Below are 24,720 nucleotides of genomic sequence, written 5' to 3'. Positions count from 1 at the left end.
TCAACCCCCACCAGAACAACCACCTTGACACATGTCGCGCAAGTCCGCCTCGTGGCACTGAGTGGCAATTGTCACTTAATGTCTAAAGGACGCGTAGACGTCCACGTTCTGCGCGAGGAAACATGACCAGCGAGGTTGCCGGCAGCCTGAGTACGCCCGCCCCGTCGACGAGCATTCTCTCGAGACGCACGAAATTGTTCTACGGGCTGGGGGAGGCGGGCGAGGGCGTCAAGACTGCGGCGCTCGAGACATTCCTCTTCTTCTACTACGTGCAGGTCGTAGGGTTGTCGGGCTCTCTGACGGGACTGGCGCTGTTCGTGGCCCTTCTGTTCGACGGCTTCTCAGACCCGTTTGTCGGGGGATGGTCGGACCGGACCCGCAGCCGACTGGGACGGCGCCACCCGTTCCTCTATGCAGCCCCGATCCCGCTCGCGATCGCGTTGTGGTTTCTGTTCCGGCCTCCAGAACAACTGGGGCAGTTCGAGGTGTTCCTCTGGCTCACCGTTCTCACCATCGCGGCGCGGTTTGCCATGACCCTCTACTTCGTGCCGCACATGGCGCTCGGCGCTGAACTCAGCCAGGACTTCAATGAGCGCGTGGCGATCGGCGGCTACCGTGTGCTGTTTGGCTATCTGGGGCGGATCATCGCCCTTGGCTTGGCGTTCTCGGTCTTCTTCGCCGACCGGTCCGGGTTCGAGAACGGCCAGCTGGACCGATCAGCCTACCCGCACTTCGCGGTCGCGGCAGGGGCGCTGGTCATCGCCTTCGTATTCATCTCGGCCCTGGGTACCCAGCGGGCGGCGCTCAGCCTCCCCGGTAGCGGCGAAGCCTTGGCGCGTGGAGCCAACAAGGGCTTGGTAAGGACCCTACGCCTGGCGATGAGCTCGCCGTCGTTCCGGGCGCTCTTCCTCGCCCTGCTGGTCATGTACCTCTACAACGGGGTGCAGTTCGCCCTGGCCCTGCACATGAACACCTATTTCTGGAAGTTGCCGCCAGCGCAGGTGCAGCTCGTCTTCTACGCCAGCATGATGGGCTACATCCTCGGCATCCCGTTGGCGCGCCCTGCGGCCGAAAAGCTCGACAAAAAGGCGGCCTACATGCTGGGCATCGCGGGATCCTGCCTCGTGGGGTCGTCGCCAACCCTGCTCCGTCTTGCGGGCCTGGCGCCTGAAAATGGCGAAGTGACCCTGCTGCCGCTGCTTCTGGGCGCGAGTTTCCTCGCCGGTTTCATCGGCTGCATCCCGGTCGTGCTATCGTCAGCGATGCTGGCGGATGTGGCCGACGAGTACGACCTGACCCATCACGGTCGGGCGGAAGGCCTGTTCTTCGGCGCCAACGCCTTCTGTCGCAAAGCGTCGCTGGGCTTGGGCGGGGCTGTGGCCGGCTTTGTCATCGACCTGATCCGTTTTCCGGCGAAGGTCGATCCCGCCGCAGCGCCCGCGGATGCCGTGCTAAGGCTCGGCGTCACCTATGGACCCATCATGCTGACGGTGCTTTTTGCCGGGCTGGCGATCATGATCCCCTACAGCCTCGACCGTGAGCGGCATGCGTCGATTGCAGAGGCATTGGCGCATCGAAGGCGGAGAGGTGAGCTGGCATCTTCTCAGTCGTGACGACGTCGCTGAGCGGATCTCCGCTCCCGGAGCAGGTGTCAGAATCGGCTTGTGGCGCAGGGCTGACGCTTGGGTGAAATCGCGTTGTCGCGCGGCGTCGACAGCGGCAGAGTTCTCATGTGACCAACCTTCGCAAAGTTGTGCTGGCTTGTGTCGCTCTGGTCGCCGTCGCCTGGAGCGGCGCGGCCCAGGCTGGATGTAGTCCGCGCTGCGGGCTTGCGCCGCGGGAGGCGCCATGACCCGCCGCACAGCACATTGGCTTGGCCGATCTCCATGCGGACGCGGATCGGCTCCGGCTCGAACGCCGAGAACAGGGGCGTAAAGACGGCGCCCGCCTTGAGGGTCCCCAGGGCCGCGAAATAGAGCTCGGGCGAACGGCCAAGCAGGCTGTGGACACGGTCGCCTCGGCCGATCCCGAGGCCCTTCAGCACGTTGGCAAACCGGTTCGCCGCGCCCGTCAGCTCTGCGTAAGTGAAGTCGCGGACCGTATCGTCGCGTCCAAATCCAGCGGAGTGCGAGCTGCGCGCCGCGACCCGCTTCCACATAGCGGTCGAGGGCCTCGTAGGCGATGTTCAGGCCGCCATCCGGGAAACCCGCGAGCTCGCCGCGCGCCGCATCCCAGGAGAATCCCGTGACTTCGGCCTCATAGTCCTTGAGGTTTGCGCCCACCCGGTCTTCCGGCGTCTTGCGGATCAGGGGCAGGCCACGATCAGGCCAGCGGGTCGTCGAAGGCGTCGGTGTCGGGCTGGACCGCGCCGGGTGGCAGGCTGATGCGGTTCTCGACCGAGCGGACGCCTGGCAAGGTCCAGGCCAGCCGCTCGGCCGCGTCGCGGTCGAACCAAGTGGCCGCGGGGCCCGAAAGGATAACCGCGCCGTCTTCCGCTTCGATCCTCAGCCCGGCGGTGGGCACGTCGTCGCGTTCGAGCAGCGCCAGGAGCTGCGTCCGGATATCGCCGATCGGCGTGGCGACATGGAGATGGTTGTGGACGTCGAGGACCTCGGGCCGCCGCAGGAGTTCCTGTTCGATGAGGATCCGTCGGACGTCGTTCTGGACGACGCCGCTGAGGGTCACCACGCCTTCGGAGACCGTGGCGCAGATCGGCGTTCCGCTGCTCAGGCGCTGCATCTCGATGTCGACGATCTCCTGAAGGGTCTGGCTGTCCATGTCGAGCCTCCTGGACGCAAAGCATGGCCCTTTCAGCCTCGGCCGCCTTGCGCTCGGTCAACACGTCGCATCTTGGCGCGTGGTCAGATGCAAAAATGGGCGTGGAACACTCCGGCGCAGATCCCAGCTTCCGGACTCCAGGTGCGGAAGGCGGTTCCGCTCGCGTCGGGCGCGCCCGACGCCTCGTCTCGGCCGCCGTCTTTGCGGTTGCGGTTTGGCTGGTCTGGCGACAGGTGTCGGCGATGTCGCTCAGCGGCTTCCTCGGCGCGCTGGCGGCCACGCCCGCCTGGGCGGTCCTCTTGAGCGTGGCCTTCACGGCTGCGAGCTACGCCTGCCTCTCCGGCACCGAGTGGCTGGCCCTGCAGGCGCTGGGTCACGATCTGTCCTTTCGGCGCGCCGCGGCGGTGGCTGTCCCGGCCTACGCCGTCACCAATAGCGCTGGTTTCAGTCCTGCCACCGGCGCGATCTTTCGGGCGAAGCTGTATGGGCGCGACGGCCTCTCGGCGGGCCAGGGCGCCGCGGTGTCCCTGGTCGCCGGGCTCGCGGTGACGCTGAGCGGCTTGGTCACGGCAGGGCTGGTCATGCTGCTGGCGCCGGCCGCGTTCGGGGCGGCGCTTCGTGGGCCCGCCTGGGCGCCGCCGCTCGTGGGCGCCGCCCTCGCACTCCCTGGCGTCCTCTGGTTCTACGCATTCACCCCCAAGGCGCCGGCGTGGCTGGGCGGCGGTCGCACCTCGCTGCGCAGGTCCAAGCGGGCCCTGGGCCTGTCGGTCGGGCTCGGCGACTGGCTCTTCTCCAGCGCCGCGCTGTTCATTCTGTTGCCCGGTTCGGACCTGGCGGTGTTCCCCACCTTTCTCGCCGCCTACGTTGCGGGGTCTCTTCTGAGCGCCGCGACCGGCGTCCCGGGCGGGATCGGGGTGTTCGAGGCCATCGTGCTGGCCCTCTCGGCCGTGTTCGCACAGGTCCACGAAACCGCGGCCGCGCTACTTCTCTATCGTTGCGTCTACAGCCTCGGCCCGCTCGCGATCTGGGGAGGTGTCGTCCTGATCAGGACCTGGCGCCGGCGGCGCTCGCGCCGCACGCCACCTGCCGCGACGAATCGTGGAGGCCGGCGGTGACCGACGCGGCTGGCGGACAGAAACCCTACTGGTCGCGACCGGTGGACGAGCTGTTCCGGGAGCTGGCCTCATCGCCAGGAGGCATTCCCGCCGTCGGCGCCGAGGAACGGCTGCGCCGCGAGGGCCGCAACCTGGTGCGCGAGGAGGCGGCGGCGTCGGCCGTCGGGCTCCTGGTGCGGCAGTTCCAGAGCCCCCTGGTGCTGATCCTGGTGTTCGCCGGCGTGATCGCCGGCGCGCTGCGCGAATGGATCGACGCTTCGATTATCCTGGCCATGGTGCTCGGCAGCACGCTGCTGGGCTTTGTCCAGGAGTATCGAGCGTCGCGCGCCGTGGCCGAACTCCGTCAACGGCTCGCGCTGACGGCCAGGGTTCGCCGGGACGGCCGGGTCGAGGACATGCCATTCTCGGACCTCGTCCGCGGCGATGTGGTCCTGCTCTCGGCGGGCGCTGTCGTCCCGGCCGACGCCGTGGTGCTGAGCGCCACGGACCTCCTGGTCAGCGAGGCGGCGCTCACGGGCGAGTCCTTCCCGGTGGAGAAGCGGCCGGGCGTCTGTCCCGCCGAGGCGCCGCTCGCCGGCCGTAGCAACTGCGTCTTCCTCGGAACCTCGGTCCGCAGCGGGACCGGTGAGGTGCTGATCGTGGCCACCGGTCGGCGCACGGAATTCGGCGAGATCGCCGAGCGGCTGAAGCAGAAGCCGGTCGAGACGGACTTCGCCCGTGGCCTGCGCCGCTTCGGCTACCTGCTGATCCGCGTGATGGTGGGCATTGTCCTCTTCGTGCTGATCGTGAACCAGCTGCTCGGCCGGCCCTTCGGCGAGTCGCTGCTCTTCGCGGTCGCGCTGGGTCTGGGCATGTCGCCGGAACTGCTGCCGGCCATCGTGATCGTCACCCTGTCGACCGGGGCCACGCAGCTGGCGAAGCGCGGCGTCATCGTCCGCCAGCTGGAGGCCATCGAGAACCTCGGCGGCATGACGGTCTTCTGCACCGACAAGACCGGCACCCTGACCGAAGGACGTATCCGGATGGTCGACGCCCTTGATGCTGAAGGGCGTTCGTCCGAGGCGGTCCGGCGGCTCGGGTTCCTGAACGCCTGCTTCGAGACCGGCATCGACAATCCGCTCGACCAGGCGGTGCTGGAAGACGCCGAGGCGCGCGCCCTGAGCCCGGCCGGATTCCAAAAGAGTGACGAGATCCCCTACGACTTCACGCGCAAGCGGCTGTCCGTCGTGATCGCAGTCGACGATGACCCGGCGTCCCGGACCATGGTGACCAAGGGCGCGTTCGACCACGTGATCGCGCTCTGCGCCGCGGTCGCCGTGGGCGAGGGCGATGCGCCTTTGGATGCTCCGGCCGCGGCGCGGGTGAGGGCATTCTACAAGGCGCAGAGCGAGAAGGGCTTGCGCCTGCTCGCGGTGGCCACGCGCCGGCTCCCCATCCGTGCAAACTACGGCGTCGAGGACGAGGCGGCGATGCGTCTGGAGGGATTTCTGGCCTTCCGGGATCCCCCGAAGGCCGACGCGTCGGCCGCCATCGCGCACCTTCGCGAGATGGGCGTGTCCATCAAGGTCATCAGCGGAGACAACCGCTATGTCCTGCGCCATGTGGCCGAGGCCGTGGGGATCCAGGATGCGGAGTTGATCACCGGCGCCCAACTCGCCCGGCTGAAGGACGAGGCGCTCTGGAACCGGGCGGAACGCGCGACCCTCTTTGCCGAGGTCGATCCGCAACAGAAGGAGCGGATCGTGCGGGCCTTGCAGCGGCGCGGGCATTGCGTGGGCTACCTTGGCGACGGGATCAACGACGCCCCGGCGCTCTACGCCGCCGACGTGGGCGTCTCTGTGGACCAGGCCGTGGACGTGGCGCGCGAGAGCGCCGACGTCGTGCTGCTGCACCGTGACCTGGACGTGCTGCGCGAGGGCGTGGAGGGCGGACGCCGGACGTTCGCGAACACGCTGAAGTACATCCGCATCACGACCAGCGCCAACTTCGGCAACATGGTCTCCATGGCGCTCGCAACGCCGTTCCTGCCGTTCCTGCCGCTGGCGGCCAAGCAGATCCTGCTGAACAACTTCCTGTCCGACCTGCCGGCGATGGCGATCTCCTCCGACGCGGTCGACGGTGATCGCCTGGCCAACCCTCAGAGGATGAGCATCGGAGACCTGCAGCGCTTCATGGTGTTGTTCGGACTGACTAGCTCAGCCTTCGACCTGACGGCTTTCGCCGTGCTGCTTTATGGCTTCAAGGCGACGGAGCCTCTGTTCCAGACGGCCTGGTTCGTCCTCTCGCTGCTGACCGAACTCGCCGCGCTGATGTCGCTGCGGACACAGGGGCCGGCCTGGCGCAGCCGGCCGGGGAAGCTGCTGGTGGGGATCAGCCTGGCCGTAGGCGTGCTGGCGCTCAGCCTGCCATTCATCACGCCCCTGGCCCAGGTGTTTGGTCTAACGCCCTTGCGCGCGATCCTGCTGGGCGTGCTGGTGGCGCTAGTTGTGAGCTACCTCGCGGCCACGGAGGCGGCGAAGCTATGGTATTTCCGCAGGCGCGAGCAGGGCCAGGGCCGCGCTGCGTTCGCTTAGGACGCGGGTCAAACGGTTGAGCAGGATGAAGGCGAACCTTTCGCCGAAGTCGATGCTGCCGAAGTCGCCCGGACCGTCGTCCTGACCAGAGCGCTCGGAGGTCCGCCATGGGCCCACCCCACCACCTGATCACGGCCGCCTGATCGAGGAGCGACCGGGCTACCAGGTCGAGCTCGAGACGGTCATCGCGGGCGCCCGGGATCGCGGCTGCTTCCTCGAGATCAATGCCCACCCGAGCCGTCTCGACCTGGACGACATCCACGTCCGGGCGGCGAAGGCGCCGGACGTCCTCAACACGCGAAGCTGGCCCGAGCTCAAGGCGCTCTTCGCGCGCTGAGCCTCGTTGTCTCTTCGGGCGGCCCAGCCAGCGCCTTGCGCTCCGTCAAGGTGCGGCGCTCCTCGAACGTCTAGGGATCGGCGTGACCCTCGCCCCACCCGAACCGAGCCTGGCCGACAAGGTGGCGTTCCTGCATGACGCGGCCTTTCCGGAGCGCGACGGGCCGATTGCAGCGCGGGAAACCCACATGTCCTGGGTCTTCTTCGTCGACGGCGCCGTCTACAAGCTCAAGAAGCCGGTGCGGCTTGCCTATCTCGACTTCTCGACGCTCGAGCGTCGCGAAGCCGCCTGTCGCGCGGAGTACGACCTGAACCAGCCGCTGGCGCCGGGCGTCTATCTGGGTGTCGTGCCGATTGTGCGCACCCCGGGCGGCCTTCGCCTTGGCGGAGATGGGGAGAGGATCTTGACCCTGATCAATGCCGACGCCCGCCGATCAGGCAGGCTGACTATATGCTGGCGTCCTTCCATGCCCGCCGGGTCAGGGTTGCGACGCGCCTGCACGGATCGGGACGATGGACCAGACAATCAGCTTCCGAGTCGTCAAGGAGCCCTACCGCTGGGCCGTGGGTATGGGGGATGGGATGATGACGCCTTTCCGCTCCAAGCTGCTGGCCGTGCGGCACGCCAATGGTTTCGTGGACGCCCTTCGCCGCTGCGGTGAACCTGTCGAGGTGGTGGTCGAGGAGCGCCCCGCAGAAATCCGCACCATCGCCCGCCGGCGACCCCGCTTCCTGCTCTTCAGCTGAACGCCAGACGCCGCCGGCTCGTCACGCGGCGGTGGAAGACTCTTCAACCGGCTCGATCACGACCTGAGGCAGGAAGCGGCGCACGTTTGCCGTGTCGCAAAGGTCGGTGCCAGGAGCCAGGAGCGCCGCGGCGCCGGCGGCCGCGCCGTACCGAAAAGCCTCTTCCAGGCTGAGCTTCGACGCCAGCGCCCAGACCATCGCGCCCAAGAAGCTGTCGCCGGCGCCGACGGTGCTCAAGGGACGGATCGGCAGGGGCTGCGCGCGCCAGGCCGAGGCCGCCGTCACCAGCAGCGCGCCTTGGGCGCCCAGGGTCAGGGCGACGATCTCCGTCCGGCCGCCCGCGATGAGCGTGCGGCACGCGCCGATCAGGGAACGGTCCTCGTCCAGGGCGCCGCCGACGAGTTCACGGAGCTCGGCCAGGTTGGGTTTGATCAGGTGGACGCGTTCCCGGAGCGCGGACTGGAGCGCGGGGCCGGAGGTGTCCAGGGCGAAGGGCACGCCGCGGCTTTCGACGATCTCTGCGACGCGGGCGTAGAAGTCCTGCGGCGCGCCGGGCGGCAGGCTGCCGCTGGCGCAGACGAAGTCGGGCTTGAAATCCACGTTCGCCAGGACCTTGAGGCACCGCATCCATTCGGCGTCGTGGAGGTGCGGCCCCGGGAGCACGAAGCGGTATTCCTCGTGGGTCGTCTCGTCGAGCACGGTGAGGTCCTCCCGCGTCTCGCCCTGCACGGGAACCACGACGCTCTCGACGCCCTCGCGCCGGACGAGCGACTCCAGCCGCTGACCCACAAGGCCGCCGGCCGGGTAGATGGCGACGGACCGCGCGCCCAACCGCCCCGTGACCCGCGCGACGTTGATCCCCCCGCCGCCGGGATCGCGGCTTTCGGCGCTGCAGCGCAGCTTCCGGGTCGGCTCGACCCGCGCCACAGAGGTGGAGATGTCGACGGCGGGATTGGCGGTCAGGGTCAGGACGATGGGCATGGGTGCGCCTCCAGCCTGGCAGCATGCCCGGACGGCCAGGGACCGCCTTGAGCCTCGTCAAGACGGCGAGGCCGCCGGTTGACCCGCATCAAGGCGCCCGGCGCGCCGTGGGCCGATCGTGCGTGCGATCAGCGCCGCGGCGCGCACTTCACCCCAGGGCGACTGCCATGAAACACCCCTTCGCCGTCCCGGCGCACCTCTCCCCTGACCTAGCGCGCGTCCAGGCCTATTGGCGCGGTCTCCTGCGCGGAGCGGCGACGATGCCCTTCTGGGACGACGCAAAGCTGTCGGATCTGCCGGACCTCACCGAACGGCTGTTCCTGATCGACGCCTTCCAGGATCCCGAGCGCTTCCGGCTCGCGCAGGTGGGGGCGGGGATCGGCGGCCAGGAACTGGAGGGCCTCTTCCTGGACGAAGCCGACCTCGCATGGCCCTTCGCGTTCCTTGGCGCCCAATGCAGCGTCACTCTCGAGTGCGCCGGGCCCACGTGTTTCCGTGGTGACGACGCTGGCGATCGAAAGGCGTACGCGCGGCTTCTGCTCCCCATGTGGGGCGACGGTCGGATTTCGATGCTCCTAGGCGCGGTCGGCGTCGACTGAGGCCTCCGGATGCCGCTTGCCCGCCAGCCGCCGATGATCGTGGGCAACTGGAAGATGCACGGCGTCACGGCGGACCTGGCCGAGATGGGAGTCATCGCCCGCGAGCTGCTCGAACGGCCGACTTCCACGGAAGTGGTCATTTGCCCGCCCGCGACCCTGCTCGCCACGGCAAGCCGGTGCCTCGACGGGACGGGGATCGCCACCGGCGGGCAGGATTGCGACGCGAAAGACCAGGGCGCCCACACGGGCGGCGTGTCGGCGGCCATGCTGGTCGACGCCGGCGCCCGGTACGTCCTCCTCGGCCATTCCGAACGGCGGCGGCTCGACCGCGAAACGAACGTGGACGTGGCGGCCAAGGCCGCCGCCGCCTTTCGCGCGAAGCTTCGTCCGATCCTCTGTGTCGGGGAAAGCGCAGCCCAGCGGCAGGCGGGCCGAACGCTTGCGGTTCTTCGACGGCAGGTGCTGCGTTCCTGTCCGCCCGAGGCCGGCGCGGGGAGGCTCACCGTCGCCTACGAACCCGTCTGGGCCATCGGGGCGGGGGCCACGCCGGCGCCCGCGGACATCGAGGCGGCGCATGCGACGATCCGCGAAGCCCTGTCCCGGCGCTACGGAGACGCCAGCGCGTCGATCCGGGTGCTCTATGGCGGCTCGGTGGACGGTGCGAACGCCCCGCAGCTCCTCCAGATCGCCGGCGTGGACGGCCTCCTGGTCGGCCGCGCGTCCCGGCGGGCGGTTCAATTCCTGCCCGTGGTCCGCGCCGGCGAGACCGCGCCGCCGCCGCTCGACTACCTCCCGACGGACTGACGTCGTCAGCCGATCTCGATCTCGTCGACGACGGACGTGACCCCCGGGGTCGACCAGGCGGCGCGCTCGGCCATGTCCTGCTCGTACCAGGTCTTCACCCGCCCCTTGAGCGTCACCTTCGAGCCGTCGACGTCCACCTTCACCTGCGACCGTTCCAGTTCGGCGTTGCGGTGGAAGGCGCGGGCAATGTGCTCCTCCACGTCTTCCGGCGTCGCATGGGGCGTCACGGCGATCTCGTTGCGAATTCCGCGGACGCCCGCCAAGCCCCGCAGCGCCCGCTCGGCCTCGTCCCGTTGGTAGGCCCACTCAACGTGTCCGGCGAGAGATATCCAGCCATCCTCGACGCTCACGTGGATCGTCGAGACTTGAGGTAGGGCGCTCCAGCCGAGGATGTCGACGGCCCGCGCGGCGATGGTGTCGTCGGTTTGTCCAAGGTCGTCGGGGAGCCGAACATCGATTTCCTGGGCGATGGCGCGGACGCCCTTGACGCGCCTGGCGGCGGCCTCGGCGGCCGTCTTCTGCGCGAGGGCGGGCACGTGCCCCGACAAGGTCACGACGCCGTCCTGCACCGCCACGCCGATGGCGGCCGCGTCGACCTGGGGCTCGAACGCCAGCTCGGCCAGGACGTCCTTTTGGATCTTGAGATCGGAGGGTTCGGTCACGGCTGCGCCTCAGCTTGCACTTAAATTCGCAGTCTGTCGGCAGATCATTGAAGCCGCCGTGATCTTGATCAACGCGGCCATGACCCAGGTGGGCGCCATCTCCGCCAACGGCGACGCCGACATGGGCGCCATGGTCGCCGACGCCATCGAGAAGGTGGGCCAGGAAGGCGCCGTAACCGTCGAAGAGGCCAAAGGTACGGAAACGGCCCTGGAGATCGTGGAAGGCCTGCAGTTCGACCGCGGCTATCTCTCGCCGTACTTCATCGCCGAGGTGGAGGGCATGCGGGCCGAGCTCGAGGAGCCGCTGATCCTGCTGCACGCCCGCGCCCTCGGGGACGTGACGCCGGCCAACGACGACCAGCGAATGGGCGTCGATATCCTACGCCGGGCGCTGACCGCGCCGACCTTCGAGATCGCCAGCAACGCCGGCGTGAACGGCGCCCTGATCGTCGGCCGGTTGCTGGAATGCACCGACAGCAACCACGGCTTCGATGCGCAGAACGGCGTCTACGGCGACCTCTTCGCGGCCGGGGTGATCGACCCGACCAAGGTCGCGCGCCTCGCCCTGCAGAACGCCGCCTCCGTCGCGGGCCTGCTGATCACCACCCAGGTCGTGGTGCACGACAAGCCCAAGCCGGCTGGCCGCGGTCGCGGCGGCGGTCCGGAGGACCTGGAGGGTCTCGAAGCCGACTTCTAGGGATCTCAGGGGCGAGCGCGCCCAACGCCCGCCTCCCTGTGGCGCCTTTGCCGCAGGACCGAAAGCGCCGCTCTCCGCGGCTAGGCCCTGGAGGATCCTCTGATAGTCGACGGCGTGGCCGACATCGCGATGCGCGGGCAGGCCGGCGTGGAACGCGGCGATGACGGCCGCGGCCTGAGCGATGTGGTCTGCTGTCAGCCGGCGGGTCTCGGCCATCTCCTCGAGCAAGGCGCCGTCCGGAAAGCGTCGCATCGCGACGGCCGGTCCTGCGGAACTGATTCCACAGGCGGTTCGGATCAGAAGGTCCGACTCAGGGCGATCGTCGCCGTTCTGGGCCGCTGAGGCGTCGTCTGCAGTTGTTCCCGGAACGTGAAGGGGTTGCCGAAAGCCAAGGTGTCACCCCGACTGTCCAACGCGTTTTCGACAGCTAGCCGAAGGGTCCAAGCACCGCCGCGCGCCCTCGCCGCGAGCCTGAGGTCGCCGTAGCCCCCCATCGACGGGGCGGTCACGGCGTCGAAGGTCAGGCGCGAGTGGCCGACATAGGCGTAGCTCGCCGAGAGGTCCAAGGTTCGATCCCTGCCCAGCGGTGCGGTCCAGATCGCCGTGGCGGCATAGGTGGCGTCGGCGACGCCCGGTAGGCCGGCGTCGGCGCGGCCGGCCAGGCCCGGGGCCGACCGCCGCAGCTCTGGCTCCTGGCGCACGAGGTTGCCGGAGACGGTGAGCGGGCCGCGTTGGTAGGTGGCTTCGAGTTCGACGCCCCGGCTGCGGCCGTCGCCGAGGTTCGCGGTGAAGGGCAGGCCCGAGGGCAGCAACAGGTCGGCTTGGATGTCGGTCCAGTCGGCCTGGAAGACGGCGGCGCGGACGGTCAGACCGAGCGGCTTGGACCGCCAGCGGGCGCCGGCCTCGTAGCTCCAGAGTTCGTCACCGCCATAGCGGCGTAAGGGTTGAGGGCCGCCAGCGTCGGCGAAGGTCTGGCCCGGCGGTCCGCTCGTGTTGAGCCCCGCGGTCCGGTAGCCCTCGGCCGCGGAGGCGTAGACGGTGAGGCCCGGCGCGGGGCGGTAGGCCAGGAGGACCTTCGGGGCGAAGCCGCTATCGGTGGTTCGGCCCGAGAAGCTGCGACCCTGGCCCCCCGTGCCCGCCTCGGATTTGGCTTTCAGTCGCGAATGGAAGGCCCGACCACCCGCCGTGAACGTCAGGCTTGGCGTGAGATCGAAGGACGCCTCGCCGAAGATCGCGCTCTCCAGCAAACGGTCCCGGCGGACTTCAGCATAGGCCGCGCCTGGCGCGGCGGAGATCGTCGTCGCATCCAACCGCTGGTCTCCAAGCGCGTTGAAGGCTCCGACCGTCCAATGCCATCGGCCGGGCCCAGCAGACGTGACACGCAACTCGCTGACCAGGCCGCGGATCTCGTTGTTGTCCTTGAAGGTCTTGCCTGGGCCGCCCCCCGCGACCAGGGCGGGCGGTGCGGCCGAGGCGTCGTAGGTCGTACCCACGTCGTGGTCCAACGCGCCGAGACTCAGCGTGAGATGACCCCAATCCGGGCTCCAGTGGGCCGCCAGCGCCAGGGCCAGGAAGTCGTTGTCGTGAGGTTCGCGGACCGTGGTCGCGTGCGCCAGGGGGCCGGCGACAGGCGTGGCGTAGTGGGCGTCCCGGTTGGCGATCGCCTGGGCCACCAAGGTCGCGTCGAGCGTCAGGTCGTCGATGGGCCGCCATAAGGCCGCCACGCGCACGCCGCGGCGGCGCGATCGGTCGACATTGCGCTCGCCTAGGTTCGGGTTGTCGATGTAGCCGCCTGCGATCTCCGACCAGGCGGCGATGCGGATCGCGGCGGCGGTTCCGAGGGGCTGGTTCAGGACGCCCTCCACGCCGCTGGACGCAGCGCCATGCGCCGTCGTGGCCAAGCTCGCGGAGACTCGGCCAGATCTCACGCCGGGGTCCGGCGCGTTGGGGATGACCTGCAGGATGCCGCCGATGGAACCCGCGCCGTAGAGCGACCCCTGCGGGCCGCGCAGCACCTCGACGCGGGCGACGTCGATCAGCGGCAGGTCGGGGTCCGGCGCGTTGTAGGTGAGGCGCAGGTCGCCGAGGTAGAGGCCGACCGTGGATTGCGTGTGCCCGGTCAGCGGTCCGTCAGAAAGCCCCCGCAGCAGCACCTTGTCCCGACCCGGTCCGAGGTTGGTGACGGTGACCCCGGCGGCGATCAGCGAGAGGTCGGCGACATCGGTCACGCCGCGCCGTTCCAGTTCGGCGCCGCTCATCGCGGTCAGGCCGTAGGGCGAGGCGGACAGCAGGCTCTCGGTCTTGTCCGCGGTCACGACGAGTTCGCCCAGGTCGGTCGGCGCACGCACGGTGGGCGCCGAGGACGGCGTGGGAACTGGCGGTGCGGGCGCGGGCTTTGAGCGGATCACCACGGTGCGGACATCGGGTCGGACCGCGACGCAGGCCGAGCCCGCAAGAAGCCGTCCAAGGGCCTCGTCCAGGCTCATCCGTCCGCTGACGCCCGCCCGGCCTGCGCAACGCGCGCCGGGCGCGAACCCGAGGGACAGGCCCGCCTCGCGGCCCAGGGCCATCAAGGCGCTCTCGCGGGCCTGGAGCGGGATATCGAGGGTCAGGTCGGTGGCGCGCGCGGGCGCGCTGGCGGCCGTGGCGCCGAGTGCCGCAAGCAGCCCGGCCAGGCGCCGGCGGCGTCGTGTGCGGCCCATGACCCCTGCCGACTCAGCGCGTCTAGCGACGCAGGCTCAACCGCACACTATCTGGTCGCCGCTCCACATGCACCGGCAGGAACGCCGCGAGACTGCGCAGCATGTCGTCTTCGGCCCCCAGATTGAGCGTCGCGGTCACCGGCAGGTTCTGCGCGTCCGGCGCCACCTGGATCGGCGTCTTCAAGTAGCGGTTGAGGGTGACTGCCACATCGGCGAGGCGCTGGCCCTTGAAAACCAAGCGTCCCTCGGTCCAGGCGAAGGCTGCGTCCGGGTCGGCGGGGCCGACAACGTCTCCGGCGCGGCCTTCCTTGTGTGAAAGCGACTGACCCTTGCGGAGCCGCGCCAGGGGGGCAGCCGTCGGCCGTCCGGCCGGTCGCACCTCGACAACGCCACGTCGCACGGTCACCTGCACGTCGCCGTCGTGATGCAGGACGTTGAACTCGGTCCCGACCACGCGGATCTCACGGTCCCCCGCCTGGATGAAGAATGGCCGGGCAGGGTCCTTGGCGACGTCGAAAACGGCTTCGGCGTCGGCCATGACGACGCGGCGTTCCCGGCGGCCGATGGTCGCCTCGATGTGCGATCCGCCGTTCAGGGTGATGTGGCTGCCGTCGGACAGGGCGATGACCTGCCGCTGACCGATGGCCGTGTCGTAGCTCTGGGTGGTCGGGTTGTTGGCGAGGAAGGTGACGCCGAGCAGCACCGCCGCGACGAGGCTCGCCGCGATCGCACCCAGCCACGCCAGGGAAGGCCGGCCCTTGCGCGGCCTCAGGGGGACGACGTTGGTCGCGGCGGCGAGCGGTGGAGCCTCGAGGTCGGCCCAGACCTGTTCCACCGCCTCGTAGGCGCGGCCATGGTCGGGCGATTCCGCCAACCAGGCTTCAAACGCCAGCCAGTCGGCCTCGTCCGCGGCGTCCGACGCCAGGCGCACGTGCCAGCTCACCGCGCGGTCGCGCAGCGGGTCGTCGGGCGGCAGGTTGTCGGACGGGGCGCTCATAGCCTTCTGGACTTCTCCTGGCTGATAGACGCCGCGGCCGGCGGGGGTCCACAAGTCATCGCTCGATCTCCGCCATCAGCGTCTTCAGCGCGGTCATGATGTACTTCTCGACCGAGCTGCGCGAGACGCCGAGCCGCGCCGCCACCTCGCCATGCGTCAGGCCGTCGAACTTGTGCAGCCGGAAGGCGACCGCGACCTGCGGCGGCAGCTTGTCGATCCCTGCCATCAGGCGTTCTAGCCGCTGGCGCGCCGCCATCGCCTCGTCGGCCGCCGGCTCCTGGGCGACGGGTTCAAGACCGTCGCCGACGCCTTCGCGGCTCCAGGCGTGGTCGCGCGCGACCTGCCGGCGCTGCTGCTTGGCGCGATCCAGCATCAGGTTCGAACCGATCCGGTAGAGGAAGGCTTCCGGACTGCGCAGGTCCGACGGCGTCTCCATCTCGCTGATCTTGAGGAAGAGATCCTGGACCACGTCCTCGGCCGTGGCGGCCGATCCGGTCCGCAGCGTGAAGAACCGCAGCAGGTCGGTTCGCTTACGCAGATAGGCCGCGATCAGCGGTGGCGGATCGGCCATGTCCGAGGCGGCTCCCGACGGCAGCGAAGCCCGACTGTTCGACCATCCTCCGCCGATGCGCAACGGGCCTCTTGGCCGCAACCGATCGGAAAATCTGTCGACCGCGGTTGAGGAGCTCCGCGGGGGGCGTCGTCTCAGCTTGCAGGGGCCGACCTCTGGAGACCCGAGTTGACCGAGTTATCGCCGCACCATCCCGCCGCCGCGCCGATCATGTCGCCCACGATGCCGCGCATCACGGTGGCTGACGCCAAACACCCGCAGCGACGGGCTTTCGAGCAGTTCATCGAGTCGCGTTTCGAGGCCGCGTATGGCGCCCAGCTTCCCGGACATTATCCGACCCTGATGGGCCTTTCGGCGACGGACGGAACGGTGCTGGCCGTCGCCGGCGTGCGCTTTCCCGAAGGGGGACGGCTGTTTCTGGAACAGTACCTGGACGGGCCCGTCGAGCAGCTGGTCGCCGGCGCTTTCGAGCGGCCGGTCTCGCGGGAGAGCGTCGTCGAGATCGGCTCCCTCGCCGCCGGTACGCCGGGGGCGTCGCTGGAGCTCTTCGGTGCGCTGGCGTGCTGGCTGGCCGCCGTTTGCGGGCGGCGCTACGCGGTCGCGACCGTCAGGCCGGAGCTCACACGCCTGTTGAGTCGGGCCGGATTCGGGATGCGCAGGCTTGGCGCCGCGGACCGCTCGCGTCTCGGCCGGGCCTCCGAGAGTTGGGGCAGCTACTACGACCAGCGTCCCGAGGTCTTCGTCGGGGAGATCGGTGTGTCCGGCGCGCTGCCGCTCCTGCGTCAGCGGCTGCGCGCGAAGGTCATCGAGCGAGCGGTTCGCCGGCTGCGGAGGATCGCGCCTTGAGCCTGGTCCTCGAAGCGATCCGGGCGAACGCCGCCGCGAGGCCTAACGGGCCGGCGCTGACCGGCGCCGGGGTCCATCTGACCTGGCCGGACCTTCAGCGCGAGATCGAGGCGGCGGCTGCCTGGATGCAGACCTGCCTGCGCGATCTGCCCCCTGGCGCGCCGGTCGCCGTGGCCCTCGACAACGGCCCCGCCTGGGTCGTCATCGACCTGGCCCTCGTCTTCCTCAACCGCCCCAGCCTGCCGCTGCCGCCCTTCCTGACGGCGGCGCAGCGGGACCACGCCCTCGCCGATGCGGGCGCTTGCCTGCTGGTGGGGCCGTCCGCCACGACCACCGACCCCATCTCGGCCGTCGTGGCGGGCGCCGTCGTCTCCGCCCGGGTTCTCTCTGGCGCCGAAAAGCTGCTTCACGCCGGGACGGCCAAGATCACCTACACCTCCGGATCGACGGCCGCGCCCAAGGGCGTGTGCCTGTCCCAGGCCCAGATGGAGGCCGTCGCCGCGTCGCTGGTCGAGACCATCGGAGCTGAGTTCGCAGGCCGCCACCTGGGCGTCCTGCCGCTGGGCGTCCTGCTTGAGAATGTCGCGGGGCTATATCCGACGCTGCTGGCGGGCGGCGAGTATCACGCGCGGAGCCTTTCCGATCTGGGCTTCGCCAATCCCTTTCGGCCAGACATCTCGCGTCTGGCGGATGCGGTCGAAGCGGTCGACGCCTCCAGCATCATCCTCGTGCCCGAACTGCTGCGCGGACTGATCGGATTTCTGGCCTTCACCGGCCGAAGGCTGCCGTCTCTCAAGCTGGTGGCCGTCGGCGGCGCCAAGGTTTCACCGCAGCTGATCGCCGCCGCGCGGGCCGTCGGCCTGCCGGCCTACGAAGGCTACGGCCTCAGCGAATGCGCCTCCGTCGTTGCGGTGAACACGCCGGCGGCGGATCGGCCTGGCGCGGTCGGGCGGGTTCTGCCGCACCTTCGCCTGGAGACCGCGCCCGATGGGGAGGTCATGGTCTCCCCGCGGCCCTTCCTTGGCTATGTCGGGGCCAAACCACACGAAGGCGCGCTGCGCACCGGTGACCTCGGGGTCGTGGACAGCGACGGCTTCCTCACGATCACCGGCCGAAAGTCCAACGTCATCATCACCGCCTTCGGCCGCAACGTCGCGCCGGAGTGGGTCGAGAGCGAACTGCTGGCCCAGCCGGAGATCGCGCAGGCCGCCGTATTCGGGGAGGCCGCGGCCGGCCTCTGCGCCCTGATCGTCCCGTCGCGGGCCGACCTTCCGGGGACGGCCCTGGAGGCCGCTGTCGCCGGGGCCAACGCCCGTCTGCCCGACTACGCCAAGGTCGATCGATGGCGGCTTGTTCCCCCCTTCGACCCGTCTCGCGGCGAGCTGACCGGCAATGGCCGTCCACGGCGAGCCGCCCTGCACCAGTCGCACCGCGACTTCATCGACCAACCTGCCTGAGGTGACCCAGATGTCCTTCTTCGACCGGCTCGAGCGGGAAACCGCCGCGGAGCGGCAAGCCCTCTATGCCGTGCCCCAGATCCTCGACGGTCTCGCCGGCAAGATCTCGCGCGAGACCTATGTCGCCTACCTGGCGGAGGCCTATCACCACGTCAGCCACACCGTGCCGTTGCTCAGCCTGGCCCGCGACGGCATGGACGAGGCGCACGCACGGTTCCGTGACGCCCTGGTCGAGTATGTCGCCGAGGAGACCGGTCACGAGCGCTGGATCCTGGCCGACATCGGCCACTGCGGCGGCGACGCCGAAGCGGTGAGGGCTGGCCAACCGGGCGAGGCCACCGCGCGCATGGTTGATTTCGCCTACGAGTACGTCGGCTTCGTCAATCCCATGGGGATGTTCGGCATGGTCTTCGTGCTGGAGGGCACGAGCAGCGCGCTTGCGACCTACGGCGCATCGGCGGTGGCGACCTCGCTGGGCCTGGGCCCCGAATGCTTCTCCTACCTGTCGTCGCACGGTTCGCTAGACCAGGAGCACATGGCCTTCTTCACGCACCTGATGGAGACGGTCGACGATCCGAACGACCAGGAGGCGATCATTCACGTCGCCAAGACGGTCTTCGGTCTGTTCGCGGATATGTTCCGCAGCATCCCGCATCGGACGGAGCTGGCCGATGCGGTTTAGCGCGCGGCACATCGCCATCACCGGCGGCTCCGGCGAGATGGGGCGGCGGATCACGGCGCGGCTGATCGAGGAGGGGGCAAGTGTCACGGTCTTCGATCGCCTGGCCCCCGACGGCGTGCAGGCGCGCTACATGGCCTGCGATCTGGCGGAGCCCGAAGGCCTGCAGGCTGCGGGAGAGCGGCTGGCGAGCGAGCCCTTCGACACGCTGATCAACCTGGCCGGCGTGCAGTACTTCGGACCGATCGAGGACGAGCCGCCGGCGCAGCTCGCGCGGACTCTGGCGATCAACCTGCTGGCGCCGATCCGGCTGACCCAGGCGGTGCTACCGGGCATGAAGGCGCGGGGACGGGGCCAGATCGTGAATGTCGGCTCGATCTTCGGGTCGATCAACTTCGCCCATTTCGCCAGCTATTCCAGTTCCAAGGCCGGCCTGCGCGCCTTCAGCCAGGCGCTGCGGCGCGAGGTGGCCGGGTCAGGCGTCGACGTCACCTATGTGGCCCCGCGGGCCGTGAAGACGGCGTTCAACTCGGCCAAGGTCGAGCAGTTCGCGGCCCTGACCAAGATGGCGATGGACGATCCCGGTCAGGTCGCGGCCCGGATCGTCGAGGCCGTCGCCCGCCGCCGGCGCGACGTCTACCTGGGCTTCCCGGAGGCCTTCTTCGTTCGGCTGAACGCCATCGCCCCAAACCTCGTCGACCGCGCGCTCGCCTCGGATGACCGTCGCGTCGCGCGGCTCTTCGCCTGATCCAAAGGACAGACTCCCATGCGCAAACTCCTTGTCACCACCGTCGCCCTGACCCTGCTAGCCGGGGCCGCCGCGGCCGAACCGCCGGCGCTCGACGCGCGGATCGACGCGCTCGCCCGCACCTGGGACCACGTGAACTATGAGGTTCAAGGGCCCGCCAAGGTGAACCAGCTCGCCGCCATCGCTGCCCAGGCCGACGCGCTGGCGAAGCAGTATCCGGGTCGCGCGGAGCCGCTGATCTGGGTGGGAATCGCGCTCAGCACCGAGGCCGGCGCGAAGGGGGGCATGGGCGCGCTGGGACTTGCGAAGGAGGCCCGGGCGAGTCTCGAGCGGGCCGAGAAGATCAACCCCAACGCCTTGAACGGCTCGGTCTACACGAGCCTCGGATCCCTCTATTATCAGGTGCCCGGCTTCCCGGTCGCCTTCGGCGACAAGGCCAAGGCTCGCGCCTACCTCACCAAGGCGCTCGCGGCCAATCCGAAGGGCGTCGACCCGAACTACTTCTATGGCGACTTCCTCTTCAAGGAGGGACAGTACGCGGACGCCGAGCGGGTGCTTCAGACTGCGCTCGCCGCGCCCGCGCGTCCTGGTCGTGAGGTCGCGGACCGGGGCCGTCACGCCGAAGCCGCGGCCTTGCTGGCCCGGGTGCGGGCTAAGCGCGGCTGAGCCGAGTTGACTGGCGGGACTTGCGCGCGGGCGATCGCGCGCACGGTCCTCCGCCGACCGGGGAGCGACCGTTCGTCCGCTGTGATCGCCGTGGCGATGGTTGCTCGGGGCTTGCTGACGGTCCGCTTCGAGCGTCGGACTCCGGAAATTCGCCCCGCCGTTTGAGGACCCCGCCCCGCCGCGTCGTCGGTGAGATATGCGGATCGGATTCCTCTTCAACCACGACCAGGTCCACCAGGTGGCGCACAGCCTGCCCATCGCGCTTGCCTTGGCGCGAGGCGGCATCGACGCCGAGATCGTGGTCGCCACCACCAACCCCCGCCTCAGCGCGGAGGTGATCCGGCTCGGCCAGGGCCTGATCGGGCCGTCGATCCGGCTGGCGGAACTGGGCCTCAAGCGTCGCGCCAGCCGCCTGGCCCGACAAGCGCTGGAGGCGGTCCTGCCGGCGACGAAGCTGCTGGTCTACGGCGACAACCTGGACTTCTTCCGCGACCTCGACGTCCTCGTCGTCGCCGAGAAGACGTCCCTGATCCTGAAGACCCGCTACGGCCTGAAGGACCTAAAGATCGTCCACACGCGCCACGGCGCGGGAGACCGGGCCATCGGATTCGACGCCGCCAGCGCGCGCTTCGACCATGTGTTGGTGTCGGGGCCCAAGCTGCGTCGGCGGCTGGTCGAAGAGGCCGGCGTTGATCCCGCGACCATCTCCGTGGTCGGCTATCCCAAGTTCGACTTGTCGCTCGCCCCCGCCAACCTTCACCCGCTGATCGACGACGGCCGTCCGGTGGTGCTCTACAACCCGCACGTTTCGCCGCATCTGTCGTCCTGGTACGCGATGGGCCGGCAGGTGTTGGACTGGTTCGTTGAGCATGACGACCACCACCTGATCTTCGCGCCGCATGTGATGCTATTCGAGCGACCCTTCGTGGCGACGATCGACCGGCTGCGCATCGACCGGCCAGGCCGGATCGAGGAACGCTATCTGCGGGCGCCCAACATCCACATCGACCTGGGCAGCCGCGCCTGCACGACCATGGCCTACACCAACCGCGCCGACGTCTACGTCGGCGACGCGAGCAGCCAGGTCTACGAGTTCCTGCTGCGCCCGCGCCCGTGCCTGTTCCTCAATCCTCACCGGCTGTCCTGGGAGGAGGACCCCAACTTCCTCCATTGGACCGCGGGACCGGTCATCCAGAACGCAGCCGACCTTGGCGTCGGCCTGGACCTCGCGCGAAACGACCATGGCCCGCGCCATCGACGGATCCAGCAGGCGCTGTTCGATGACAGTTTCGACCTGACGGATGAGCCTTCCGCGATCCGCGCCGCCCGCGCTGTGGCCGCGTTCGCCGGCATCGCGGCGCCGCTTCTGAAGCCCGCCGCTGTCCTGCCGATGGCCGCCCATGGCTGAGACTTCAAAGGGCGTGGTCGGCCGCATCTACGGCAACCTTGGCCGCCTGCTGGGCGGCAAGGTCGCGGCCGGCGTGCTGAGCCTGGCCTACATGGCCATCGCCGCTCGTGCGCTTGGCCCGGCCGACTACGGGGTCCTGATCCTTGTCCACGCCTATGTGATGACGGTTGGCGGGATCGTCGAGTTTCCCGGCTGGCAGGCCATCGTACGCTACGGCGCCCAGGCCCTGTCGTCAGGCGATCGGCCGCGCCTCACGCGTCTGCTGGCGTTTGCCGGGCTGGTCGAGGGCGCCGGCGGTATGCTGGCTGTGCTGGTCGCCTTCGTGGCGGGGCCCTGGATTGGCCCACGCCTGGGCTGGTCGCCGACCGCCATCGCCTTCGCGGGGCCCTACAGCCTGGCGGTGCTGGCCTCCATCCGATCGATGCCCGCCGGCTACCTCCAGCTCAGCGGCCGGTTCGACCTCCTGGGCGCTCACAACGTCGTCGCGCCGGCGGTTCGGCTGGCTGGATCGATCGTCGCCCTGATCGGCGGGGCCGGGCTGACGGGATTCCTGGTCGTCTGGCTGGCGGCGGCGCTCGCGGAGTGGTTCGCCATGTGGGCCCTGGGCGCCTACGCCGCCTGGGGCCGGCTCTCCCATCGCGATCTTGTGGGCGGTCTGCGCTCGGTCCCGCGCGAGAACCCGGGGCTGTGGCGCTTCATGCTGACGACCAACGCCGACGTGACCATCTCGGAGTTGTCGGGGCGAATGGCGCCGCTGGCGGTCGGCTGGATGCTCGGCCCCGCCGCGGCCGGCCTCTACGCCATAGCCCAGCGGGCGACCGCGGTCCTCTCCCAGCCGGCCCAGATTCTGGGCCAGGCAGCCTACGCCGAGCTCGCGCGGCTGGTGGCGAGCGGAGAGGGCGGGCTGATCCGGGGCGCGGTCTCACGCACGGTCGGCATCGGGCTGCTGGCGGCCGTGCCGGTGTGCGTCCTCGTCGGTCTGTTCGGCGGCCGGTTGGCCGTCCTGATCGCCGGGGACAGGTTCGCCCGGGCCGGTTCAGTCATGCTTTGGCTGGCGCTGGCCCGAACGCTGCTACTGGCCGGCCCGCCGATCAGCGCGGCCCTGACGGCGCTGGGCCGGCCCGGCCTTTCGGTCTCGGCCAATCTCGTGAGCAGCGTCGGCCTGATCCTGTTGCTGCCGCCATTGCTGGACTGGCAGGGGCTGACCGGCGCCGGTCTTCACGCGCTCGTCCAGGCCGTCGCCAGCGTTACGTTGCTGACGATCTGCGTCCGCTGCGAGACCGAAGCCCTTCCTGCCGCCGTCGCGAGGATTCAGGCCTGATGCGCATAGCCTACGTGATCAATTCCACCGAAGGGGGAGGCGCGGCGTCCCCGGTGCCGGCGGTGGCGAGGGTGCTTGCCGCGCAGGGCGCAACCGTGGAGGTGTTCGCCCTGACCCGCCGTGACGGCCGCGGCATCCCGGCCATGCTGGCCTCCGGTCTCCAGGTTCATGTCCGCCCCGGAGGCGAGAAGGACCACCTGGCGGCCCTGGCCTGGCTAGACGCCAGTCTCGCCGGCTGGCGGCCTGACATCATCTGGACCTCGCTCACCCGCGCGACGTTGCTGGGGCAGCTTGTCGGGCTGCGCCGCAACGTACCCGTCGTGAGTTGGCAGCACGCAGCCTTCCTGAAGCCTGCCAACCGGATGCTCCTGCGCGCCAGTCAAGGGCTGTCGCAGCTCTGGATCGGCGATTCCCACAGCGTCACGGCGCTGACCGCCGAACGGCTACGCGTGCCGTTCGAGCGTCTCGCCTGCTGGCCGCTCTTCGCCGCCGACGCCGCGGCTCCGCAGGCCCGGCCCTGGAGCCCGGGAGAGCCTGTGCGGATCGGCATGCTCGGACGGCTGCATCCGGTGAAGGGCCATGACGTTCTCATCGAGGCGCTCGTGCGACTGCGCGCACAGGGCTGCTGTGCGCTCACGCCGTTCGAAGTCCGGATCGCCGGCGATGGCGCCGGGCGCGAGGCTTTGGCGGGGGCTAGTGCGATGGCGGGCCTCGACAACGTCCGCCTGGTGGGATTTTCGGACAGCCCACGCGAATTCCTGGCGGGGCTACATCTCTACTTGCAGCCGTCCCGCTCCGAAGGCCTGTGCATCGCCGCCCACGAGGCGATGCAGGCGGGCCTGCCGGTGATCGTCTCCGCGGTTGGCGAACTACCCTATACGGTGCGCGACGGGGATACCGGGCTGATCGTGCCGCCGGGCGACGCGGACGCCCTCGCGCACGCGCTGGCCTGGATGCTGTCGCATCCGGATCGTTTGGCGCGCATGGGCGCCGCTGCGCGCGGGCGCGTGCTGGATAGGTTCGGCGCCGCAGCCTTCGCCAAGGCCGGCGCCGATATCGTTTCGCGTTTGCCGATCAGGTCCGCCAACGGCCTAGCCGCCGTCCCGCATCAATCGCGAGACCACCAAACGAGCGGTCAATCCGCTTGACGTCGATGAGGGTGACCTCTCCGCAGCCGGCCAGCGTATGCAGGCCGTCGAGGTACGGCGTGGCCGATGCCGGCGCGGTCAGCGGCGGGCCCGCCTCGGCCTCGAAGCGGCCCGGCGCAAGCTCGAGAATCCGCAGCGGGCGGATTGCGCCGCCATAGGTTCGGCTGCAGTCCTGAACCGGCAGGGTGAGGACGCCATCCTGCAGGAACGGTGTCCCGCCTGGCCGGCTGCTGGACCGGTCGATTCGCACCGGATTGCCGGAATGGGTTCGCCAAGGTCCCGCGAGGTGCTCCGACCAGGCCAGGTGCAAACGGCCCTGCTTGAAGCTCTGCGACCCTGCCGGCGAATAGGCCATCCACCAAACATCGCCATGCCGGAAGATCGTGGGGTCGATCGCCGGCGTGTCGAGATCGAGTGTGACCGCCCTCTCCCAGAGATCTGGAAACCTCGCGGCGCGATAGAGCGTGAACCTTCCCGATCGATGCGCCTCGGGCGCCATCCAGGTTTCGCCCTCCGCCTCGAAGACGAAGGGGTAGGAGAGGTGCCACGTTTCCCGCAGCACCGTGCGCCGCTCGGCGAGGTTCTGACCACCTTGGAAGCGCAGCCATTCGATCACGCCGTGGCGCGTGCGGTAGTCGTAGGCCTCGGCGAAGAGGTGCAGGTCGCCGTCCCGCCACAGGCCGAATGGATCGGCGAGGAAGGTGAAGGGCGGCTCCGGCTCCAGCCAGCGGATCGTCGCGCGTTCCAGCCCACCCGTCGCCGCTACGGCCGCGATCGGCGCATCCGCCAGACCGATACGCCAGAGGTCGGAACGCCAGGGCATGTCTTGAACTAGGGCGCCCGTCCGACCGCGGCAATGGCTCCGGGGCTTGAGGGAGCGAGGGT

Annotated in this window: 23 protein-coding genes; 15 read left to right on the top strand and 8 right to left on the bottom strand. The window is 69.5% G+C overall.

Features of this window, described 5'->3' with window-relative positions:
* The first annotated feature begins 122 nt into the window (after window positions 1-122).
* Complete coding sequence (locus EPO51_RS03620; RefSeq protein WP_293346085.1) at window positions 123-1,613, top strand: MFS transporter; 1,491 nt, start codon at window positions 123-125, stop codon at window positions 1,611-1,613.
* A gap of 38 nt (window positions 1,614-1,651) precedes the next feature.
* Here the strand turns inward: EPO51_RS03620 and EPO51_RS03615 are convergent, their stop codons facing one another.
* Both EPO51_RS03615 and EPO51_RS03610 read right to left on the bottom strand, forming a co-directional pair.
* Complete coding sequence (locus tag EPO51_RS03615) at window positions 1,652-2,158, bottom strand: AMP-binding protein (RefSeq protein WP_293346083.1); 507 nt, start codon at window positions 2,156-2,158, stop codon at window positions 1,652-1,654.
* Window positions 2,159-2,322: 164 nt separating this feature from the next.
* Window positions 2,323-2,778, bottom strand: a complete 456-nt coding sequence (locus tag EPO51_RS03610) for a BON domain-containing protein (protein ID WP_293346081.1) — start codon at window positions 2,776-2,778, stop codon at window positions 2,323-2,325.
* Window positions 2,779-2,801: 23 nt separating this feature from the next.
* Between EPO51_RS03610 and EPO51_RS03605 the strand changes: the two genes are divergently transcribed.
* From EPO51_RS03605 to EPO51_RS03595, 3 genes are all read left to right on the top strand, one after another.
* Window positions 2,802-3,893, top strand: a complete 1,092-nt coding sequence (locus EPO51_RS03605; RefSeq protein WP_363200038.1) for a lysylphosphatidylglycerol synthase domain-containing protein — start codon at window positions 2,802-2,804, stop codon at window positions 3,891-3,893.
* The gene (gene mgtA, locus EPO51_RS03600; RefSeq protein ID WP_293346077.1) at window positions 3,890-6,466 is read left to right on the top strand and encodes a magnesium-translocating P-type ATPase; all 2,577 of its coding nucleotides are present in this window, start codon (window positions 3,890-3,892) and stop codon (window positions 6,464-6,466) included. Before EPO51_RS03605 ends, mgtA begins: the two co-directional genes overlap by 4 nt.
* A gap of 419 nt (window positions 6,467-6,885) precedes the next feature.
* Window positions 6,886-7,464, top strand: a complete 579-nt coding sequence (locus EPO51_RS03595; protein ID WP_293346075.1) for a hypothetical protein — start codon at window positions 6,886-6,888, stop codon at window positions 7,462-7,464.
* Between the two features lie 106 nt (window positions 7,465-7,570).
* Here EPO51_RS03595 and EPO51_RS03590 read toward each other — a convergent pair whose 3' ends face one another.
* A complete protein-coding gene (locus EPO51_RS03590; protein ID WP_293346073.1) occupies window positions 7,571-8,530 on the bottom strand; it encodes a 1-phosphofructokinase family hexose kinase in 960 nt (319 codons plus the stop codon).
* A 167-nt stretch (window positions 8,531-8,697) separates the two neighbouring features.
* On the opposite strand from EPO51_RS03590, the gene EPO51_RS03585 reads away from it, so the two are divergent.
* Both EPO51_RS03585 and tpiA read left to right on the top strand, forming a co-directional pair.
* Window positions 8,698-9,129: a PAS domain-containing protein gene (locus tag EPO51_RS03585; protein WP_293346071.1), complete on the top strand. Its 432-nt coding sequence runs from the start codon at window positions 8,698-8,700 to the stop codon at window positions 9,127-9,129.
* 9 nt (window positions 9,130-9,138) lie between these two features.
* A complete protein-coding gene (tpiA, locus tag EPO51_RS03580) occupies window positions 9,139-9,933 on the top strand; it encodes a triose-phosphate isomerase (RefSeq protein WP_293346069.1) in 795 nt (264 codons plus the stop codon).
* A gap of 5 nt (window positions 9,934-9,938) precedes the next feature.
* Here the strand turns inward: tpiA and EPO51_RS03575 are convergent, their stop codons facing one another.
* Window positions 9,939-10,595, bottom strand: a complete 657-nt coding sequence (locus EPO51_RS03575; RefSeq protein WP_293346067.1) for a BON domain-containing protein — start codon at window positions 10,593-10,595, stop codon at window positions 9,939-9,941.
* 58 nt (window positions 10,596-10,653) lie between these two features.
* Here EPO51_RS03575 and EPO51_RS03570 point away from each other — a divergent pair, with 58 nt between their 5' ends.
* Window positions 10,654-11,292, top strand: coding sequence for a TCP-1/cpn60 chaperonin family protein (locus EPO51_RS03570; RefSeq protein WP_293346065.1), 639 nt, complete (start codon window positions 10,654-10,656; stop codon window positions 11,290-11,292).
* A gap of 296 nt (window positions 11,293-11,588) precedes the next feature.
* Here the strand turns inward: EPO51_RS03570 and EPO51_RS03565 are convergent, their stop codons facing one another.
* The 3 genes from EPO51_RS03565 to EPO51_RS03555 are packed head-to-tail and all read right to left on the bottom strand — an operon-like array spanning window position 11,589 to window position 15,562.
* A complete protein-coding gene (locus EPO51_RS03565; RefSeq protein ID WP_293346063.1) occupies window positions 11,589-13,994 on the bottom strand; it encodes a TonB-dependent receptor in 2,406 nt (801 codons plus the stop codon).
* Window positions 13,995-14,016: 22 nt separating this feature from the next.
* Complete coding sequence (locus tag EPO51_RS03560; RefSeq protein ID WP_293346061.1) at window positions 14,017-14,991, bottom strand: FecR family protein; 975 nt, start codon at window positions 14,989-14,991, stop codon at window positions 14,017-14,019.
* A 55-nt stretch (window positions 14,992-15,046) separates the two neighbouring features.
* Window positions 15,047-15,562: an RNA polymerase sigma factor gene (locus tag EPO51_RS03555; protein WP_293346059.1), complete on the bottom strand. Its 516-nt coding sequence runs from the start codon at window positions 15,560-15,562 to the stop codon at window positions 15,047-15,049.
* A 222-nt stretch (window positions 15,563-15,784) separates the two neighbouring features.
* On the opposite strand from EPO51_RS03555, the gene EPO51_RS03550 reads away from it, so the two are divergent.
* The 8 genes from EPO51_RS03550 (at window position 15,785) to EPO51_RS03515 (ending at window position 23,835) form a co-directional block, all read left to right on the top strand.
* The gene (locus EPO51_RS03550; RefSeq protein WP_293346057.1) at window positions 15,785-16,408 is read left to right on the top strand and encodes a thermostable hemolysin; all 624 of its coding nucleotides are present in this window, start codon (window positions 15,785-15,787) and stop codon (window positions 16,406-16,408) included.
* Window positions 16,405-17,865: an AMP-binding protein gene (locus EPO51_RS03545; protein WP_293346055.1), complete on the top strand. Its 1,461-nt coding sequence runs from the start codon at window positions 16,405-16,407 to the stop codon at window positions 17,863-17,865. The genes EPO51_RS03550 and EPO51_RS03545 overlap by 4 nt, the downstream gene beginning before the upstream one ends.
* 10 nt (window positions 17,866-17,875) lie before the next feature.
* Window positions 17,876-18,547 (top strand): TenA family transcriptional regulator, encoded by a 672-nt coding sequence (locus tag EPO51_RS03540; protein ID WP_293346053.1) that lies wholly within the window; start codon window positions 17,876-17,878, stop codon window positions 18,545-18,547.
* Window positions 18,537-19,292, top strand: a complete 756-nt coding sequence (locus EPO51_RS03535) for an SDR family NAD(P)-dependent oxidoreductase (protein ID WP_293346051.1) — start codon at window positions 18,537-18,539, stop codon at window positions 19,290-19,292. Before EPO51_RS03540 ends, EPO51_RS03535 begins: the two co-directional genes overlap by 11 nt.
* 18 nt (window positions 19,293-19,310) lie before the next feature.
* Window positions 19,311-19,958, top strand: coding sequence for a tetratricopeptide repeat protein (locus tag EPO51_RS03530; RefSeq protein ID WP_293346049.1), 648 nt, complete (start codon window positions 19,311-19,313; stop codon window positions 19,956-19,958).
* A 196-nt stretch (window positions 19,959-20,154) separates the two neighbouring features.
* Window positions 20,155-21,366: a hypothetical protein gene (locus EPO51_RS03525; protein WP_293346047.1), complete on the top strand. Its 1,212-nt coding sequence runs from the start codon at window positions 20,155-20,157 to the stop codon at window positions 21,364-21,366.
* Window positions 21,359-22,687 (top strand): lipopolysaccharide biosynthesis protein, encoded by a 1,329-nt coding sequence (locus tag EPO51_RS03520; protein WP_293346045.1) that lies wholly within the window; start codon window positions 21,359-21,361, stop codon window positions 22,685-22,687. Before EPO51_RS03525 ends, EPO51_RS03520 begins: the two co-directional genes overlap by 8 nt.
* Complete coding sequence (locus tag EPO51_RS03515) at window positions 22,687-23,835, top strand: glycosyltransferase family 4 protein (protein ID WP_293346043.1); 1,149 nt, start codon at window positions 22,687-22,689, stop codon at window positions 23,833-23,835. The genes EPO51_RS03520 and EPO51_RS03515 overlap by 1 nt, the downstream gene beginning before the upstream one ends.
* On the opposite strand, the gene EPO51_RS03510 is transcribed toward EPO51_RS03515, so the two are convergent.
* The gene (locus EPO51_RS03510) at window positions 23,762-24,658 is read right to left on the bottom strand and encodes a glucosamine inositolphosphorylceramide transferase family protein (RefSeq protein ID WP_293346041.1); all 897 of its coding nucleotides are present in this window, start codon (window positions 24,656-24,658) and stop codon (window positions 23,762-23,764) included. The two genes, EPO51_RS03515 and EPO51_RS03510, sit on opposite strands and share 74 nt — an antisense overlap.
* Window positions 24,659-24,720 lie beyond the last annotated feature (62 nt).

It is taken from the genome of Phenylobacterium sp. (assembly GCF_004297125.1).
Taxonomy (GTDB): domain Bacteria; phylum Pseudomonadota; class Alphaproteobacteria; order Caulobacterales; family Caulobacteraceae; genus Phenylobacterium.
The sequence above is the reverse complement of the archived record's forward strand: the minus strand, read 5'-3'. Positions and strand labels throughout refer to the sequence as shown.

Coding starts and splice junctions, on each gene's coding strand:
- EPO51_RS03620 (WP_293346085.1), top strand. CDS start 123: ATGACCAGCGAGGTTGCCGGCAGCCTGAGTACGCCCGCCCCGTCGACG.
- EPO51_RS03615 (WP_293346083.1), bottom strand. CDS start 2,158: ATGTGGAAGCGGGTCGCGGCGCGCAGCTCGCACTCCGCTGGATTTGGA.
- EPO51_RS03610 (WP_293346081.1), bottom strand. CDS start 2,778: ATGGACAGCCAGACCCTTCAGGAGATCGTCGACATCGAGATGCAGCGC.
- EPO51_RS03605 (WP_363200038.1), top strand. CDS start 2,802: ATGGCCCTTTCAGCCTCGGCCGCCTTGCGCTCGGTCAACACGTCGCAT.
- EPO51_RS03590 (WP_293346073.1), bottom strand. CDS start 8,530: ATGCCCATCGTCCTGACCCTGACCGCCAATCCCGCCGTCGACATCTCC.
- EPO51_RS03585 (WP_293346071.1), top strand. CDS start 8,698: ATGAAACACCCCTTCGCCGTCCCGGCGCACCTCTCCCCTGACCTAGCG.
- tpiA (WP_293346069.1), top strand. CDS start 9,139: ATGCCGCTTGCCCGCCAGCCGCCGATGATCGTGGGCAACTGGAAGATG.
- EPO51_RS03565 (WP_293346063.1), bottom strand. CDS start 13,994: ATGGGCCGCACACGACGCCGCCGGCGCCTGGCCGGGCTGCTTGCGGCA.
- EPO51_RS03560 (WP_293346061.1), bottom strand. CDS start 14,991: ATGAGCGCCCCGTCCGACAACCTGCCGCCCGACGACCCGCTGCGCGAC.
- EPO51_RS03555 (WP_293346059.1), bottom strand. CDS start 15,562: ATGGCCGATCCGCCACCGCTGATCGCGGCCTATCTGCGTAAGCGAACC.
- EPO51_RS03550 (WP_293346057.1), top strand. CDS start 15,785: ATGCCGCGCATCACGGTGGCTGACGCCAAACACCCGCAGCGACGGGCT.
- EPO51_RS03540 (WP_293346053.1), top strand. CDS start 17,876: ATGTCCTTCTTCGACCGGCTCGAGCGGGAAACCGCCGCGGAGCGGCAA.
- EPO51_RS03535 (WP_293346051.1), top strand. CDS start 18,537: ATGCGGTTTAGCGCGCGGCACATCGCCATCACCGGCGGCTCCGGCGAG.
- EPO51_RS03530 (WP_293346049.1), top strand. CDS start 19,311: ATGCGCAAACTCCTTGTCACCACCGTCGCCCTGACCCTGCTAGCCGGG.
- EPO51_RS03525 (WP_293346047.1), top strand. CDS start 20,155: ATGCGGATCGGATTCCTCTTCAACCACGACCAGGTCCACCAGGTGGCG.
- EPO51_RS03520 (WP_293346045.1), top strand. CDS start 21,359: ATGGCTGAGACTTCAAAGGGCGTGGTCGGCCGCATCTACGGCAACCTT.
- EPO51_RS03515 (WP_293346043.1), top strand. CDS start 22,687: ATGCGCATAGCCTACGTGATCAATTCCACCGAAGGGGGAGGCGCGGCG.
- EPO51_RS03510 (WP_293346041.1), bottom strand. CDS start 24,658: ATGCCCTGGCGTTCCGACCTCTGGCGTATCGGTCTGGCGGATGCGCCG.